Origin of the sequence: Novosphingobium jiangmenense (assembly GCF_015694345.1) — a bacterium.
GTDB lineage: Bacteria > Pseudomonadota > Alphaproteobacteria > Sphingomonadales > Sphingomonadaceae > Novosphingobium > Novosphingobium jiangmenense.
Genome location: NZ_JADQDC010000002.1, coordinates 166,679 through 182,146 on the forward strand (window position 1 = coordinate 166,679; position 15,468 = coordinate 182,146).

The 15,468-nt window shown below is 63.9% G+C and carries 16 protein-coding genes and 1 tRNA gene; 14 read left to right on the forward strand and 3 right to left on the reverse strand.

From position 1 onward, the window contains the following. The first annotated feature begins 32 nt into the window (after positions 1-32). The gene (locus I2488_RS03335) at positions 33-938 is read left to right on the forward strand and encodes a fructose bisphosphate aldolase (protein WP_196274400.1); all 906 of its coding nucleotides are present in this window, start codon (positions 33-35) and stop codon (positions 936-938) included. Between the two features lie 64 nt (positions 939-1,002). Here the strand turns inward: I2488_RS03335 and I2488_RS03340 are convergent, their stop codons facing one another. Then, a complete protein-coding gene (locus tag I2488_RS03340) occupies positions 1,003-1,365 on the reverse strand; it encodes a hypothetical protein (protein ID WP_196274401.1) in 363 nt (120 codons plus the stop codon). Between the two features lie 79 nt (positions 1,366-1,444). Between I2488_RS03340 and thiE the strand changes: the two genes are divergently transcribed. The 3 genes from thiE (at position 1,445) to I2488_RS03355 (ending at position 5,334) form a co-directional block, all read left to right on the forward strand. Next, on the forward strand, positions 1,445-2,089 hold the full coding sequence (thiE, locus tag I2488_RS03345; RefSeq protein ID WP_196274402.1) for a thiamine phosphate synthase: 645 nt from the start codon (positions 1,445-1,447) through the stop codon (positions 2,087-2,089). A 55-nt stretch (positions 2,090-2,144) separates the two neighbouring features. Next, on the forward strand, positions 2,145-3,317 hold the full coding sequence (locus I2488_RS03350) for a L,D-transpeptidase family protein (RefSeq protein WP_196274403.1): 1,173 nt from the start codon (positions 2,145-2,147) through the stop codon (positions 3,315-3,317). A gap of 64 nt (positions 3,318-3,381) precedes the next feature. Further along, positions 3,382-5,334: an OPT family oligopeptide transporter gene (locus I2488_RS03355; RefSeq protein WP_196274404.1), complete on the forward strand. Its 1,953-nt coding sequence runs from the start codon at positions 3,382-3,384 to the stop codon at positions 5,332-5,334. Here I2488_RS03355 and I2488_RS03360 read toward each other — a convergent pair. Next, entirely contained in the window at positions 5,326-5,703 is a 378-nt protein-coding gene (locus tag I2488_RS03360; protein WP_196274405.1) for a hypothetical protein, read from the reverse strand. The genes I2488_RS03355 and I2488_RS03360 overlap by 9 nt on opposite strands. Before the next feature lie 108 nt (positions 5,704-5,811). On the opposite strand from I2488_RS03360, the gene efp reads away from it, so the two are divergent. The 3 genes from efp to I2488_RS03375 all read left to right on the forward strand — a co-directional run bounded on the left by efp (position 5,812) and on the right by I2488_RS03375 (position 7,327). Then, entirely contained in the window at positions 5,812-6,375 is a 564-nt protein-coding gene (gene efp, locus I2488_RS03365; protein WP_196274406.1) for an elongation factor P, read from the forward strand. Between the two features lie 3 nt (positions 6,376-6,378). After that, entirely contained in the window at positions 6,379-7,203 is an 825-nt protein-coding gene (locus I2488_RS03370; RefSeq protein ID WP_196274407.1) for an inositol monophosphatase family protein, read from the forward strand. Positions 7,204-7,243: 40 nt separating this feature from the next. Next, a tRNA-Leu gene (locus I2488_RS03375) sits at positions 7,244-7,327 on the forward strand. 4 nt (positions 7,328-7,331) lie between these two features. Here the strand turns inward: I2488_RS03375 and I2488_RS03380 are convergent. Continuing rightward, positions 7,332-7,850, reverse strand: coding sequence for a hypothetical protein (locus tag I2488_RS03380; RefSeq protein ID WP_196274408.1), 519 nt, complete (start codon positions 7,848-7,850; stop codon positions 7,332-7,334). 119 nt (positions 7,851-7,969) lie between these two features. Here I2488_RS03380 and radA point away from each other — a divergent pair, with 119 nt between their 5' ends. The 7 genes from radA to proS all read left to right on the forward strand — a co-directional run bounded on the left by radA (position 7,970) and on the right by proS (position 15,350). After that, on the forward strand, positions 7,970-9,337 hold the full coding sequence (radA, locus tag I2488_RS03385; protein ID WP_196274409.1) for a DNA repair protein RadA: 1,368 nt from the start codon (positions 7,970-7,972) through the stop codon (positions 9,335-9,337). A gap of 13 nt (positions 9,338-9,350) precedes the next feature. After that, entirely contained in the window at positions 9,351-9,905 is a 555-nt protein-coding gene (locus I2488_RS03390; protein ID WP_196274410.1) for a CvpA family protein, read from the forward strand. Position 9,906: 1 nt separating this feature from the next. Further along, entirely contained in the window at positions 9,907-10,335 is a 429-nt protein-coding gene (locus tag I2488_RS03395; protein WP_196274411.1) for an iron-sulfur cluster assembly scaffold protein, read from the forward strand. A gap of 77 nt (positions 10,336-10,412) precedes the next feature. Then, complete coding sequence (locus tag I2488_RS03400) at positions 10,413-12,041, forward strand: MFS transporter (protein WP_196274412.1); 1,629 nt, start codon at positions 10,413-10,415, stop codon at positions 12,039-12,041. Further along, the gene (alr, locus tag I2488_RS03405; protein WP_425492357.1) at positions 12,025-13,089 is read left to right on the forward strand and encodes an alanine racemase; all 1,065 of its coding nucleotides are present in this window, start codon (positions 12,025-12,027) and stop codon (positions 13,087-13,089) included. Before I2488_RS03400 ends, alr begins: the two co-directional genes overlap by 17 nt. 91 nt (positions 13,090-13,180) lie before the next feature. Then, complete coding sequence (phaR, locus tag I2488_RS03410; protein ID WP_196274413.1) at positions 13,181-13,732, forward strand: polyhydroxyalkanoate synthesis repressor PhaR; 552 nt, start codon at positions 13,181-13,183, stop codon at positions 13,730-13,732. A 70-nt stretch (positions 13,733-13,802) separates the two neighbouring features. Then, complete coding sequence (proS, locus tag I2488_RS03415) at positions 13,803-15,350, forward strand: proline--tRNA ligase (protein WP_196274414.1); 1,548 nt, start codon at positions 13,803-13,805, stop codon at positions 15,348-15,350. Positions 15,351-15,468 lie beyond the last annotated feature (118 nt).

Genomic DNA, 15,468 nt, shown 5'->3' on the forward strand with positions numbered 1-15,468 from the left:
TCCGCCGTTTCTGCGAAGAACAGGACCCGCAGATGAACACGACCGAAATGACCGCGAAGATGGCCTCCGGCAACGGCTTCATTGCCGCACTCGACCAGTCGGGCGGTTCGACTCCGAAGGCTCTCAAGGGCTACGGCATCGAAGAAGGCGCGTGGAACTCGGAAGAGGAAATGTTCGGCCTGATCCACGAGATGCGCGCTCGCATCATCCGTTCGGACGCGTTCTCGGGCGAGAAGGTCATCGGCGCGATCCTGTTCGAGCGTACGATGGACGGCACGGTTGATGGCAAGCCTGTGCCGCAGGCGCTGATCGAGAAGGGCGTGGTCCCGTTCATCAAGATCGACAAGGGCCTCGAGGACGAAGCCAACGGCGTGCAGCTCATGAAGCCGATGCCGGCGCTGGACGACCTCCTGACCCGCTCGAAGGCGCTGGGCGTCTATGGCACCAAGGAGCGCTCGGTCATCAACAGCGCCAACCGCGAAGGCATTGCCGCCGTGGTCGCGCAGCAGTTCGAAGTCGGCAAGCAGGTGCTGAACCACGGCATGATGCCGATCATCGAGCCTGAAGTGAACATCAAGAGCGAGACCCGCGCCGAGTGCGACGCAATCCTGCTCGACGAGATCCTCAAGAACCTCGATGCACTGCCGGAAGGCACGCAGGTGATGCTCAAGCTTTCGCTGCCGATCGTGCCGTGCACTTTCGACCCGCTCGTGTCGCACCCCAAGGTGCTGCGCGTGGTGGCACTCTCGGGCGGCTACAAGCGTCCCGAGGCTTGCGTCGAACTCGCCAAGAACACCGGCATCATCGCCAGCTTCAGCCGCGCCCTGCTCGAAGACCTGCGCCATCAGATGACTGACGCGGAATTCGATGCCTCGCTCGCCGCCGCAATCGACGAGATCTACACCGGCTCGACGCAGAAGACGCTCGTCGCCGCCTGATTGCCGTTTGAGAGGACGGAAAGGCCGCCCCGCCACCGGCACAGCCGGGGCGGGGCGTTTTGCGTCAGGGCGCGACGCTGAAGTGGGAGCGGTAGTCGGACGGCTTGAGCTGTGTATCGGTCATTCGGCCGGGTTCGACGGTATCGAGCATCAGGCCATCAACAGCTTCGCCCAGCGTGAAGCGCCTCGTCTCGAACCCTCCGCCGCGCATCACCGTTGCTTCGATAATGACGCGTCCGGCCCAGACGCACCGCGCGTTCATCGGGCAGCGGCTGTCTTCGATCAGCGAATCCGGGCGGATTTTGGCGCTTCCGACAAGCGTCGTTTCGCCGATGCTGGCGAATCCGTCGGTGCGCTCCACTTTGGGAATGACGGCGCAGGAAGCGAGTGCGATTGCGGGTAGCAAGGCAAGAATGGCTTTGGTCATGGGCGGACAATGCTCCCGCCGGATGAACCGTTCCGGAACCGACGTTGCAGCATCGCCAGCGAACCGATAAGGGCGCCGCATGGCCAAGCTTTCATCCGAACTCTACCTCATCTCGCCGCTCGATGTTGCGGGCACCTTTCCGGACAGGCTCGCGCGGGCGCTCGATGCCGGGCCGGTGGCGGCATTTCAGTTCCGGGTAAAGGGCGTGGACGAGCACGAGGCGGCACGGCTCGCCGAACCGCTCCAGCGCATCTGCGCGGATCGCGAAGTGGCGTTCATCGTCAACGATTCGATCAGTCTGGCAAAGCGCCTCGGCGCCGATGGCGTCCACCTCGGTCAGGATGATGGTGACGTGAAGGACGCCCGGGACCGCCTCGGCCGCAATGCCCAGATCGGCGTGACCTGTCACGACAGCCGCCACCTTGCCATGGACGCTGGCGAGGCCGGGGCCGATTACGTCGCCTTTGGCGCATTCTTCCCGTCCAGCACCAAGGACACCAAGCATGTCGCGGGGCTGGATCTGCTGGAATGGTGGCAGTCGATCTTCGAACTGCCCTGCGTTGCTATTGGCGGGATCACGGCCGCCAATTGTGGGCCGCTGGTGCAGGCAGGGGCAGACTTCCTTGCCGTGAGCAATGCCGTGTGGGGCGGGGATGAAGCTGCCAACGTGGCGGCGTTTTTCGACGCCATCCGCGCAAATCCTCGCATCACTGACGCAGACTGACGGAACGGCGGCGGAAGGTGGGGGTTCTGGAGAGGCAATCTCTTTCGGAGCACCGATGCCTCGCTTCCAACTCGCCGCCCCGTCTCTCCTGGTCCTTGCCGCCCTTGGGCTTTCGGCCTGCAACTCGAACAAGCCCGAACCCGAACCCAGCGAAAGCGTCGCCAGCGCGCCTGCCTTCTCGGTGCCAATGGCTTCCGACGATCCTGCGCCAGGTGCGCCCGCGCAACAGGATGACGCTGCGCGCCCGGTGATGCAGGCGCAAGTTGTGCTCGAGCGGCTTGGCTTTGCGCCCGGCATCATCGACGGCAAGACCGGACTTTCCACCACGAACGCCGTAAGCGGCTTCCAGAAGGCGAACGGCCTGCCTGTAACGGGCAAGTTCGATGAGGCGACGATGAAGGCGCTTTCGCGCTGGTCGAATATTGCGGCCACTCGTGTCGTTACCATTCCCGATGACTTCGCGGCCGGACGGTACGAGCCACTGCCCAAGGACCCGGCGCAGCAGGCCAAGCTTTCGGAAATCGGATATACGTCGCTGGAGGAGAAGCTGGCGGAGCGCTTCCACACCACGGCGGAAGTCCTGCGCGGCCTCAACCCGGCGATTGCCCGACAGGCAGCTGCGCATGCGGCCGCAATGCAACAGCGCAAGGCGCAGAACCCGCCGACCGCCAATCCGCTCCCACCCGAGCCTTACCGTGCCGGTCTGCAACTGCGCGTGCCCAACACCGGCGGTGATCGCATCGATCCGTCGAAGGTCGACAACAAGGGCTGGCTTGCCACGCTGGCAACCTTGGGCGTCAGCAATGCACAACCCGAAGCCTCGCGCATCGTCGTCAGCAAATCGAAGGGTACGCTCGAGGCCTACGACAAGGCTGACAAACTTGTCGCCGTGTTCACCGTGACGACCGGGTCCAGCCATGACCCGCTGCCGCTCGGCGACTGGAAAATCAACGGCACGTCCTACAACCCGGAGTTCTCCTACGACGCCAGCCTGTTCTGGGATGTGCCGGACAGCAAGGGCGAACACCTGCTACCCCCCGGTCCGAACGGCCCGGTTGGCGTGGCATGGATCGATCTGTCCAAGGAGCATTACGGCATTCACGGCACGCCCGAGCCCCAGACCATCGGCCGCGCCGAAAGCCATGGCTGCGTACGCCTGACCAACTGGGATGCGGCGCGCCTCGCACAGATGGTGACGGGCTCAACGAAGGTTTCGTTTGTAAGCTGATGCCGCTTCCCAAGTCCGCCCTGTCATGCAAGACAGGCAGCCTTTCAAAGTGGATGGAGCACGAATGAGCGGCATGGCCCCAAGGGAACTGACACTTCGCGGCGTGGTATTGGGCGCGATCCTGACGATCGTGTTCACCGCCGCCAACGTCTATCTCGGCCTGCGCATCGGCCTGACCTTTGCCACCTCGATCCCTGCGGCAGTCATTTCCATGGCCGTCCTGCGCGCGTTTTCCGGCGCGACGATCCAGGAAAACAACATCGTCCAGACAATCGCGAGTTCGGCAGGTACGCTCTCGGCCATCGTGTTCGTGCTGCCTGGCCTTGTCATGGTCGGATGGTGGGCAGACTTCCCCTATTGGGAGTCGGTCGCAGTCATCGCCGTCGGCGGCATCCTCGGCGTGATGTATTCCGTGCCGCTGCGCCGGGCCCTGGTTACCGGATCGGACTTGCCCTATCCTGAAGGCGTTGCTGCTGCTGAAGTGCTCAAAGTTGGTGCAGGCGTAGGTGGCGCGGAGGAAAACAAAAAGGGCCTGGCCGCAGTGACCGCAGGCGGCCTGCTCGCCGCACTCTACCCTCTGCTCGCCAAGATGAAACTGGCGGTCGAGGAAGTGGGCGGCGCATTCAAGGTTGGCGCTGGCGGCTCGATGCTGACCGGCGGACTTTCCCTCGCACTCGTCGGTGTAGGCCATCTCGTTGGTCTCGCCGTGGGCATTGCCATGCTCGTCGGCATCGTGATCAGCTTCGGCGTTCTGCTTCCGCAGCTCACAGCGGGCGGGGTGCCCTCCGGCACCGAACTCGCCGACTTCGTCGGCACGGTTTTCCGCCAGAAGATCCGCTTCATCGGTGCAGGCACGATCGGGGTTGCTGCGATCTGGACCTTGCTGCGCGTGATTGGCCCCATCGTGAAGGGCGTCACCGCAGCCATCGCCGCCAACCGCGCCCGGAGTGGTGCCGGGATGGGCAGCCTCGACCTCACCGAGCGCGATATTCCGATCGGCATCGTCGGCGGTACGATTCTGGCCTCCATGATACCGATAGCCCTGCTGTTGGCCGACTTCGCCGCCGGAGGCCCGGTCGCCAACGCCCTCGGCCTCTCGCTCATTGCCTCTGTCGTCTACGTCCTCGTCGCCGGGATCATCATTGCCTCCGTTTGCGGCTACATGGCGGGGCTTATCGGCGCATCGAACAGCCCGATCTCGGGCGTCGGCATCCTCGCCGCACTCGGCATCTCGCTCCTCCTCCTCGGCCTGTTCGGTCGAGGGCTGGGCGAGGACGATACCAAGGCGCTGGTCGCCTTCGCTTTGTTCGTCACATCCATCGTCTTCGGCGTCGCGACGATCTCGAACGACAACCTGCAGGACCTCAAGACCGGCCAGCTTGTCGGCGCCACGCCATGGCGACAGCAGGTGGCGCTGGTCCTCGGCGTACTGTTCGGTGCCTTGGTCATACCGCCAATTCTCGATCTGCTGAACTCGACATTCGGCTTCCAGGGCGCGCCGGGGGCAGGGGAGAACGCCCTGTCCGCACCGCAGGCCTCGCTGATCTCAGCCATCGCTCAAGGCGTGCTCGGTGGCAATCTCGACTGGAACCTCGTCGGCCTCGGCGCAGCAATCGGCGCCGGAGTGATTTTCGTCGATGAAATGCTCAAGCGCACCGGCAACCGTTCGTTGCCGCCGCTCGCCGTCGGCATGGGCATGTACCTGCCGACCTCGGTGACGATCATGGTGATCGTCGGCGCAGTGCTTGGCCACCTATACAATGGCTGGGCCGCACGCCAGTCCGCACCGGAATTCGCCGAGCGCATGGGCGTGCTGACCGCCACCGGCCTGATCGTCGGCGACAGCCTGTTCAACATTGCCTATGCCGCAATCGTTGCTGCAACCGACAATCCCGATGCGCTTGCCGTCGTCGAGACCTTCCCCGCCGCGCTGCCTTTCGGCGTGATCGCATTCGGCGGCATCATCACCTACGCCTACTGGCGCATGCGGCGTGACAGCGCGGTGGGCCTAGCCTGAGGTCGGGAGGCTGACCGGCCCGGCGTGAACGCAGCGCAGGTTCAACTGCTTGTCGTCTGGCGCCAGCTCGCGCAGGATTTCCTCGCCGTCCATCTGGAACCGGCGGCCCGCAAACACACCGCTGGTGAACGTCACCTTGTCAGCCAGACGCAGGTACGTGCCGCGCGAGCCATCGGGCGCGACGTAGCTCGAATCCGGAATAGTCTCGAAACCCAGCTCCGGCCTTGCCACCGGCATGATCGTTGCATCGCCCGGCACTTCGCAGGTCCATCCGCCCTTGATCAGGACCATCAGCTTGCCACCCGGCACCGCCTGCGCAGTGCCTGCGAGACCGAGAACTCCAGCGGCGAGAACAACCATGCGCTTCATGCCCTTTGAGCTAGCACGCCGCCCCCGCATCAGGCAATCGCGCTTGAAGCTTCGCCCCCGAACCGCTAAGGGCCGCGCTTCCCTACTCACGGTAAGGCTCTTTCCATCATGAAGATCAGCGGCGTGGACATCCGTCCGGGCAATATCCTGGAATACGAAAAGGGCATCTGGAAGGTCGCCAAGACCCAGCATACCCAGCCCGGCAAGGGCGGCGCCTTCATGCAGGTCGAGATGAAGAACCTCATCGACGGCCGCAAGACCAACGTCCGCTTCCGCAGCGCCGACACTGTCGAGCGCGTCCGTCTCGACACCAAGGACTTCCAGTTCCTCTATGCCGAGGGCGAGGACCTGGTGTTCATGGACGTCGAAACCTACGACCAGATCACGCTGCCGTCCGATCTTCTCGGCGATGCCGCAGCCTTCCTGCAGGATGGCATGACCGTCCTTCTCGAAATGTATGACGAGCGCCCGATCTCGGTTCAGCTGCCCGATCAGGTCGAAGCCACCATCGTCGAAGCCGACGCCGTGGTGAAGGGGCAAACCGCTTCTTCGAGCTACAAGCCTGCGATCCTCGACAACGGCGTGCGCGTGATGGTTCCGCCGCACATCGAAAGCGGCACGCGTATCGTGGTCGACGTTTACGAACGCGCTTACGTCGGCAAGGCGAACTGATCGATGGCAGCCATTTCCGGCCTGATGCGCGTGATGGAGCGCGCGGCGCGCAAGGCGGGTGGCCGCCTGCGCCGCGACTTCGGCGAAATCGAGCATCTTCAGGTCAGCAAGAAGGGCCCGGCAGACTTCGTCTCGAAGGCTGATCAGCACGCCGAACGCACGCTGTGGGACGAACTCCGCGCCGCGCGTCCGGGCTGGGGCTTCCTGATGGAAGAAGGCGGCGAGATCGCAGGGGAACCGGGCAAGCCCCGCTTCATCATCGATCCGCTCGACGGTACCAGCAACTTCCTCCACGGCATCCCGCACTTTGCGATCTCGATCGCGGTGCAGGAACCGACGCTGGACGGAAAGGGCTGGGGCGAAGTCACCGCCGCGCTGGTCTATCAGCCGATCACCGACGAAAGCTTCTGGGCCGAAAAGTCGCAGGGCGCCTGGCTGCAAGACCGTCGCCTTCGCGTCTCGGCACGTCGCCATCTCGACGAAGCGCTGATCGCCACCGGCATCCCGTTCTCGGGGCGCGGCGACATGGGCGAATGGATTCGCATCTACAGCGAACTCGGCCCGCGTATCGCCGGCATTCGCCGTTTCGGCGTTGCCTCGCTCGACCTCGCATGGGTTGCCGCAGGCCGCTTCGACGGGTTCTGGGAATCCGGCCTCTACCCTTGGGATACGGCAGCCGGTTGCCTGCTCGTGCGCGAGGCCGGTGGCTTCGTGTCCGACTACAAGGGCCGTTCGCAGCCGATCTGCGACGAGACGATCCTCGCCGGCAACGATGCGCTGCACTCGAAGCTCCACAAGCTTCTTGCCGGCGCGCTGCGTAACGCTTGACCTTTCAGGACGGCGCTGGCTAAGGCCGGTGCCGTCCAGTGCCCCAGTGGCGGAATGGTAGACGCGAACGACTCAAAATCGTTTGTAGAAATACGTGCCCGTTCGAGTCGGGCCTGGGGCACCATTCCCTAGTCGATTTCATCCGAACCTGAGCGCGCCGCAGATTGCGCGGCCAACGCGCTGACCTGTTCGGGCGTCGGCATCACCGGCCCTTGCTCCATGCGGCGCTGGCGTTCTTCCTCCAGTTTGCGGAGATAGGCCGCGCGCTGCTCGGGCGTCATTCGGGCCAGCGCCTTCTGGTCGACTTCGATGATGATCTGGGCAGGCGCCACCGCCATGCCCACCGGGATGACGCTGCTGTTCCCGCTCGCCGCAGCGCCGCCATCCATCGGTGCACCGAAACGACCGGTGTAGCCGCCGGACCCGCCGGATCTGCGCGAATCCGAACGCTTGTCGACAAGTTTGGCCTTGTTCGTCCGGGCCTTTGCCGCCTGATGCTCGGCATGTTGCTGGCTCTGGGCCATTGCTTCCTGCGCATCGCCGTTGGCGAAGAGGGCGACCACGGTGGACAGCCCAACCGTGATGACCGCGAAATGGCGGTACATCTTGGGATCGATGCCCAGAAAGAAACTGTTCGGCGCGGCCATGGCTAAGGTGTTTACCTGATCGCGCGTTAAGGATGATCCCGCAGACCGTGGTTAGCAAACTGCTACCGATACGGCGGGAAGCGGCTTGCGTTCCATCTATGTTCTGATAATCGCAAGCCATGGCCAAACCCAAACGTCGCTTCGTCTGCCAGGCCTGTGGCAGCGTCACCACCCGCTGGCAGGGCCAATGCGCCGATTGCAGCGAATGGAACACGCTGGCCGAGGAAGCGCCCGAAACGATCTTCTCGGCCAAGCATGATCTCTCCAGTGGCGGACGACGCGTGGCTTTCGTGCCGCTGGATGCGCCGGTAGCGCTTCCCGTCCGCCGTTCGACGGGAATCGCAGAGTTTGACCGCGCACTTGGGGGCGGGCTTGTTCCGGGATGTGCCGTGCTGATGGGCGGCGATCCCGGCATCGGCAAGTCCACCTTGCTGCTGCAGGCAGCGGCCAAGGTTGCATCGACTGGCGGAGATGCCGTCTATATCAGCGGTGAGGAAGCCTCGGACCAGATACGCCTCAGGGCGGATCGCCTCGGGCTTGGCAAGGCGCCGATCCAGTTGGCGTCTACCACCTCGGTGCGCGATATCCTGACTACGCTCGGTTCGATGAATCCGCCGTCGCTGCTGGTCATCGACTCGATCCAGACCATGCATTCCGATCAGATCGAAGGCGCGCCCGGCACCGTGAGCCAGGTCCGCGGCTGCGCGTTCGAGCTGATCCGTTATGCCAAGGAAAACGGCGTCTCGCTCGTTCTGGTCGGCCATGTCACGAAGGACGGCTCGATTGCCGGGCCCCGCGTGCTCGAACACATGGTCGACGTGGTGATGAGCTTCGAGGGAGAGCGCAGCCACCAGTACCGCATCCTGCGCGCAATCAAGAACCGCTTCGGCGCCGTGGACGAGATCGGCGTCTTCGCCATGGCCGGGGCGGGGCTCGAGGAAGTCGGCAATCCATCGATGCTCTTCCTCTCGGGGCGCGAGGATCAGGTTGCGGGAAGTGCCGTGTTTCCGGCGCTCGAAGGAACGCGACCGGTGCTGGTCGAAATTCAGGCGCTCACCGTCCGTCTCGCCAGTGGAGCCACGCCCCGCCGCGCCGTGGTCGGATGGGACAGCGGGCGCCTCGCCATGCTGCTTGCCGTCTTGGAAGCACGCTGCGGGCTCAGTTTCTCCACGGCGGAAGTCTATCTGAATGTCGCCGGTGGCTACCGCCTGACCGACCCTGCGGCCGACCTTGCCGTAGCCGCCGCGCTGATCTCCGCCCTGTCTGACCGACCGCTGCCCCAGGCCTCCATCTGGTTCGGTGAGGTGTCTCTGGCAGGGGAAGTCCGGCCGGTGGCGCACACGCCTGTCCGGCTGCGCGAGGCGGCAAAGCTGGGTTTCCGCCTCGGTTGCGGGCCTGAGGCCGGAGCCGAGAAGGTCGATGGCCTGCGCTATTCCCCGCTCAAGCTGCTGCCAAATCTCATTGACCGCATAATGGGCGGCTCATAGGTTCCCGCAGGCAATGACCGGTCTTGATTACGTCGTCCTCATCTTCCTTGGCATCGGAGCCGTCGGCGGCTTCATGCGTGGCTTTATCGAGGAAGTCCTTTCGCTCGCTTCGTGGTGCCTTGCGCTGCTGGCGGTGCATTACTTCCACGCTCCGTTGACGCTGTGGCTGGCCGGCCACTTGCCGACCGAGACCGGGGCAGGGGTTCTGGCCTTCTTCCTGCTGCTGCTGATCCCCTATATCGCCACACGAATGATCGCCCGGCGCATGGGCTCGGCCAGCAGGGGTTCGGCAATCGGCCCGATTGACCGCGTGCTCGGCTTCGGTTTCGGCGCGGTGAAGGGCTTCATCATCGTCGTTCTGGGGTACTCCCTTGTGGTCTTTGCCTACGATCTCGTCTGGGGTGAGGATGGGCGGCCGCAGTGGATTGTCGAATCGCGGGCCTACCCCTTCCTCAATGCCGCGAGCGAGGAACTGCTGACTCTCATCTCTGAGCGGCGCGAGGCTGCGGCCGATCAGGCTCGCGAAGTGGCCAAGCGCAAGGCTCGCAAGCAGCTCCTGGGCGATTAACGTGTCCGCACGCGGCCTCTATACGGCTGAAATTCTGGCGAAAGCGATGGAGCTTGCCAAGTACCCGTGGTCGGGCGAAGCGCCGCTCCATGGGTCAGCACGTTCGCGAAGCTGTGGCAGCGCGATCGAGCTTTCGATCGAAACGGACCAGACCGAGCGCATTGCGGCGGTGGGCGTTCGCCCCCACGCTTGCGCGGTCGGGCAGGCTGCGGCAGCGGTCTTTGTCGCCAATGCCATCGGACGTCACAGTCGGGAGATCGCGCTGGCACGGACTGCAATCGCGGAGTGGCTGTCCGGCGCTGGCCCCACGCCAGACTGGCCGGACATCGAAGTGCTCAGCCCTGCGCTGGCCTATCCTGCCCGTCATGCTGCAATCCTGCTGGCCTGGGATGCCGCGCTCTCTGCGCTTGCCGAACCTGCCGCTTCCTGACCGATTGCAGGGCTTGCCCCGGGCAACCTCGCTTCGCTAGAGCGTCGGACGAAAGAAAATGACGCGGGGGAATTCGAGTGCCAGCTGAAACCAACCACGGGACTGCCCCGGAGCCGAGCGCGTCCGACATCAGGCTTGTCATTGCCGCAAGTTCGGCCGGCACCGTGTTCGAATGGTACGATTTTTTCATCTACGGCACGCTCGCTGCGATCATCGGCAAGACCTTCTTCCCGTCAGACAATGCCACGCTGCAACTGTTGCTGGTGTGGGCTGGCTTTGCCGTCGGTTTCGGCTTCCGTCCCTTGGGCGCAGTTCTCTTCGGCTTTCTGGGCGACAGGCTGGGGCGCAAGTACACGTTCCTGGTCACGGTAACCCTGATGGGCATCGCGACCGCGGGCGTCGGCCTGATCCCCTCGGCTGACAGCATCGGCCTTGCCGCTCCCGCCATCGTCATTTTCCTGCGGGTTCTTCAAGGACTTGCGCTTGGTGGTGAATACGGTGGCGCGGCGGTTTACGTTGCCGAGCATGCACCGGGTGGACGGCGCGGCTACTACACCAGCTATATCCAGGCGAGCGTTGTGGGCGGGTTCGTGCTCAGCCTGGTCGTGGTGCTGACCAGCAAGGGTCTGATGAGCGAGGCGGTGTGGAATTCGTGGGGCTGGCGCGTCCCGTTCCTGGTGAGCCTTGCACTGCTCGCGGTGTCGCTGTGGATGCGCCTGAAGCTTTCGGAAAGCCCGGTTTTCAAGGCGATGAAGGAGCAGGGCGAGCTTGCCGGCAATCCCTTCGTCGAAAGCTTCACTTACCCCGGCAACAAGCGCCGTATCTTCATTGCGCTGTTCGGTATCGCGGCCGGTTTGACCGTGATCTGGTATACCGCGATGTTCTCGAGCCTCGCATTCCTCAAGTCCGCCATGCGCCTGGACGACACCTGGGCCGAGATCATCGTTGGCATTGGCGGCGCGATCGGCATGCTGTTCTATCTGATTTCAGGAGCTTTATCGGACCGTATCGGCCGCAAGAAGCCCATCGTGATCGGCTATGCCGTGACCCTGCTGCTGCTGTTCCCGACCTTCTGGCTGCTCGGCTCCGCTGCCAACCCGGAACTTGCTGCCGCAGCCGAACGGAACCCGGTGGTGGTTTCCGGCGCGGACTGCGATTACAGCCCGTTCAAGGGCGAACAGTCCAGCAACTGCGGCAAACTGCTCTCGGATCTGTCCGCGTCGGGCATTTCCTACTCTCTGAGGCAGACGGGCAACTTCACCGCAACTGTCGGGGGCGAACAGCTAACTCTCGCGAACTATCCATGGACCGAGAAGGCCGCAGTGCGGGCCAAGGCGCTCCAGTCGGAGCTCACCGTCCATGGCTATGATTTCGCCAAGGTGAAACCGTCGCCAGCGCGCCTTGCACTTATCCTCGTCGGACTTCTCCTGCTCATGGCAATGTCGGGCGCGACCTACGGGCCGGTCGCCGCGCTGTTGTCCGAGATGTTCCCGCCGCGCATCCGCTACAGCTCGATGTCGATCCCCTATCACCTTGGCACCGGGTATTTCGGGGGTTTCCTACCGCTGATTTCCAGCTACATCGTCGCCCGGACCGGCGATCCCTATTCCGGCCTCTGGTACACCTGGGTCATTGTTCTTGTGGCATTTCTCGTCTCGCTTTGGGGCCTGAAGCCCGGGCTGCCCGCCGATTTCACGGACGACTGACATCTCTTCCTCGCCCCTGCCTCCGCCGACCCTCCGTCTGGGCTTCGATGCCGAAGCGCTTGCCGCAAACTGGCGCGCGCTTGATCTTCTGTCGGGCAAGGCGGCTGCGGGCGCTGCGGTGAAGGCAGATGCCTACGGCGTGGGCGCCGCTCGGGTGGTGCCGGTGCTGGCGGCGGCGGGGTGCCGGATGTTCTTCGTTGCCCACTGGCGCGAAGTTCCCGCGCTGCTCCCGCATGTTGCGCCCGAGTCCATCGCCGTCCTGCATGGTCCGGCTTCAGCCGAGGAGGTGGCCTATGCCCGGGCGACGGGCGTGTGGCCGGTCATCAACAGCGTGGCTCAGGCGAGGGCATGGAGCGCGGGCGGGGGCGGGACGTGTCACCTGATGGTCGATACCGGGATGAATCGCCTCGGCGTTTCGCTCGAGGACCTCGGCGACCCGGCGATCGCCGCGCTCGAGATCGACATCTGCCTCAGCCACCTTGCCTCGGCAGACGAGGACGTCAGCCAGAACGAGGCGCAGCGCAGGGCGTTCGTCTCGGTGCAGGGCGCTGTGAGAGCACGGCGCTACAGCCTTGCCAACAGTGCCGGGATTGCGCTGGGTAGCGCCTATCATGCTGACCTGACCCGTCCCGGCCTTGCGCTCTATGGTGGAATTGCCCGGGCAGAGCTGGCCGGGCAGATCCGGCAGGTCGTTCATCCAGAAGCTGTGCTGCTGCAGGTGCGCAAGCTCAAGGCTGGCGACAAGGTGGGGTACAATGCGCTCTTCACCGCCGCCGGAGACATGCGAGTCGGAGTGCTTTCGCTGGGCTACGCCGATGGCTACCTGCGCTGCTGGTCCGGCATCGGAAGCTTCCGGTGGCAAGGGCGCAAGGCGCCGGTCCTCGGGCGAGTCTCGATGGACCTGACCATCGTCGATCTTGGCGAAATGCCCGATTGCGGGGAAGGCGAATGGTTAACGGCAGACTACGACCTGCCGTGTGCAGCAGCGGCCAGCGGCCTTTCGCAGTATGAACTTCTGACGTTGATGGGCCAGAGATTTGGGCGCTAGACTGGTTTATGAACGCGGTCGTTAAGTTTTGTTGCGCCGCACATGCTGCACATGCTAAAAGGCGAAAAGTCGCATCGGGGGGCCCATCGCCATGGCCAGTGAATCTAAATCGGGCGGCACGGTTATAATCAAGAAGTACGCAAACCGTCGCCTCTACAATACCAGCACTTCCAGCTACATCACGCTCGACCATCTCGCACAGATGGTTAAGGACAATGTCGATTTTCAGGTGATCGACGCGAAGACGGGTGCTGATCTTACGCACGCGATCCTCACGCAGATCATCATGGAAGAAGAATCGGCGGGCGAGCAGATGCTGCCCACCAACTTCCTGCGCCAGCTGATCTCGATGTACGGCAACTCGATGCAGGCGTTCCTGCCGGGCTATCTTGAAGCATCGATGGAACACTTCCGCGAGAACCAGGCCAAAATGCGCAAGGCGATCGAGGAAAGCATCGGTGCCAACCCGCTCGCCCAGATTGCCCAGCGCAACATGGAAATGTTCAAGGCCGCTGCCGCTGCCTTTGTTCCCGGCGCGGCGGCCAAGGACGAGGCTGCTCCTGCCGCCGAGACCGACGATCTCGACGGCCTGCGCAAGCAGATGGCCGAGATGCAGAAGAAGCTCGACCAGCTTTCCAAGTAAGCGGATTTCCTTCCCGCAATGCTCCTGACGGCATTGCGGGAAGCGTTTTTGCGCTTTAACGCGCAACCCCATGAACAAGCCCGCAATCAAGCACGCGCTCAACGTCAAGCGCGCCGACGACTTCGCCCAGTGGTATCAGGCCGTGATTTCCGAGGCCGAGCTTGCCGAGGAATCCGGCGTGCGCGGCTGCATGGTGATCCGCCCATGGGGATATGGCATCTGGGAACGCATCCAGAAGCTCATGGACGCCGAGATCAAGGAAGCCGGCGTCGAGAACTGCTACTTCCCGCTGTTCATCCCGCTGTCCTACTTCGCCAAGGAAGCCGAGCACGTCGAAGGCTTTGCCAAGGAAATGGCGGTTGTCACCCATCATCGCCTGATCGGCGACGGCAAGGGCGGACTGGTGCCGGACCCCGAGGCCAAGCTGGAAGAGTCGCTGGTCGTGCGTCCGACGTCCGAAACCGTGATCGGTGCGGCAATGGCGCGCTGGGTGCAGTCGTGGCGCGACCTGCCGTTGATGGTAAACCAGTGGGCCAACGTCGTGCGCTGGGAAATGCGCACGCGCATGTTCCTGCGCACCAGCGAGTTCCTCTGGCAGGAAGGCCACACCGCGCACGCTGACGAAGCGGACGCGATGAAGGAGACGCTGCGCGCGCTCGAGATGTATCGCACGTTCGCAGAAGGTCCGCTCGCCATGCCGGTGATCGCAGGCCCGAAGCCCGAGAACGAGCGCTTCCCCGGCGCGGTAGAGACCTTCTCGATCGAGGCGATGATGCAGGATGGCAAGGCGCTTCAGGCCGGCACCTCGCATTACCTTGGCACGACGTTCGCGCAGGCGGCAGGCATCCGCTATCAGGACAAGGAAGGCCAGCAGGCGCTGGCGCACACCACCTCGTGGGGCGTCTCGACGCGCCTGATCGGTGGCGTGATCATGACGCATGGTGACGACGACGGCTTGCGCGTCCCGCCGCAGATCGCGCCGCAGCAGATCGTGATCCTGCCCATGTTGCGCGACAACGATGGTGACGAGGCGCTGCTCGCCTATTGCGAGGATATCCGCAAGGCGCTGGCCAAGCAGAGCGCTTTCGGTGAACGCGTGCGCGTGCTGCTCGACAAGCGTCCGGGCAAGGCCACGCAGAAGCGCTGGGCGTGGGTCAAGCGCGGCGTGCCGCTGATCCTCGAGATTGGCGGGCGCGATGCCGAAGGTGGCATGGTTTCGGCGCTGCGCCGTGACCAGCTGTGGCGCGAGGACGCCAAGCCCAACTTCGTCGGGCAGGCCAAGGACGACTTCATCGCTTCGGCTGCAGCGGAACTCGAGGCGATCCAGACCTCGCTCTATGAGGAGGCCCGCGAGCGCCGGGATGCGCAGATCGTCCGTGACGTGACCGATCTCGATGGCCTCAAGGCATTCTTCGCCGAGGGCAACAAGTACCCCGGCTGGGTCGAGATGGGCTGGAGCAAGCCTACCGGCGAGGCCTTGGACAAGGTGGTCGAGCAGTTGAAGGCGCTGAAACTCACGATCCGCAACACACCGCTGGATGCAGGCAAGCCGGATGGCACCTGCCCATTCACGGGCGAGCCGGCGGTCGAGAAGATCCTGATCGCGCGGGCATATTGAGCTAGGGTCAGGACCTATTACTCACGCCTTCGAGGCGCCGGAATGGCGAACATATCGGGCGGAAATGCGCGCCGGGAAGGCTCGTTGCCTTTCCAAGCGGATTTCCGTTCGAGATGGA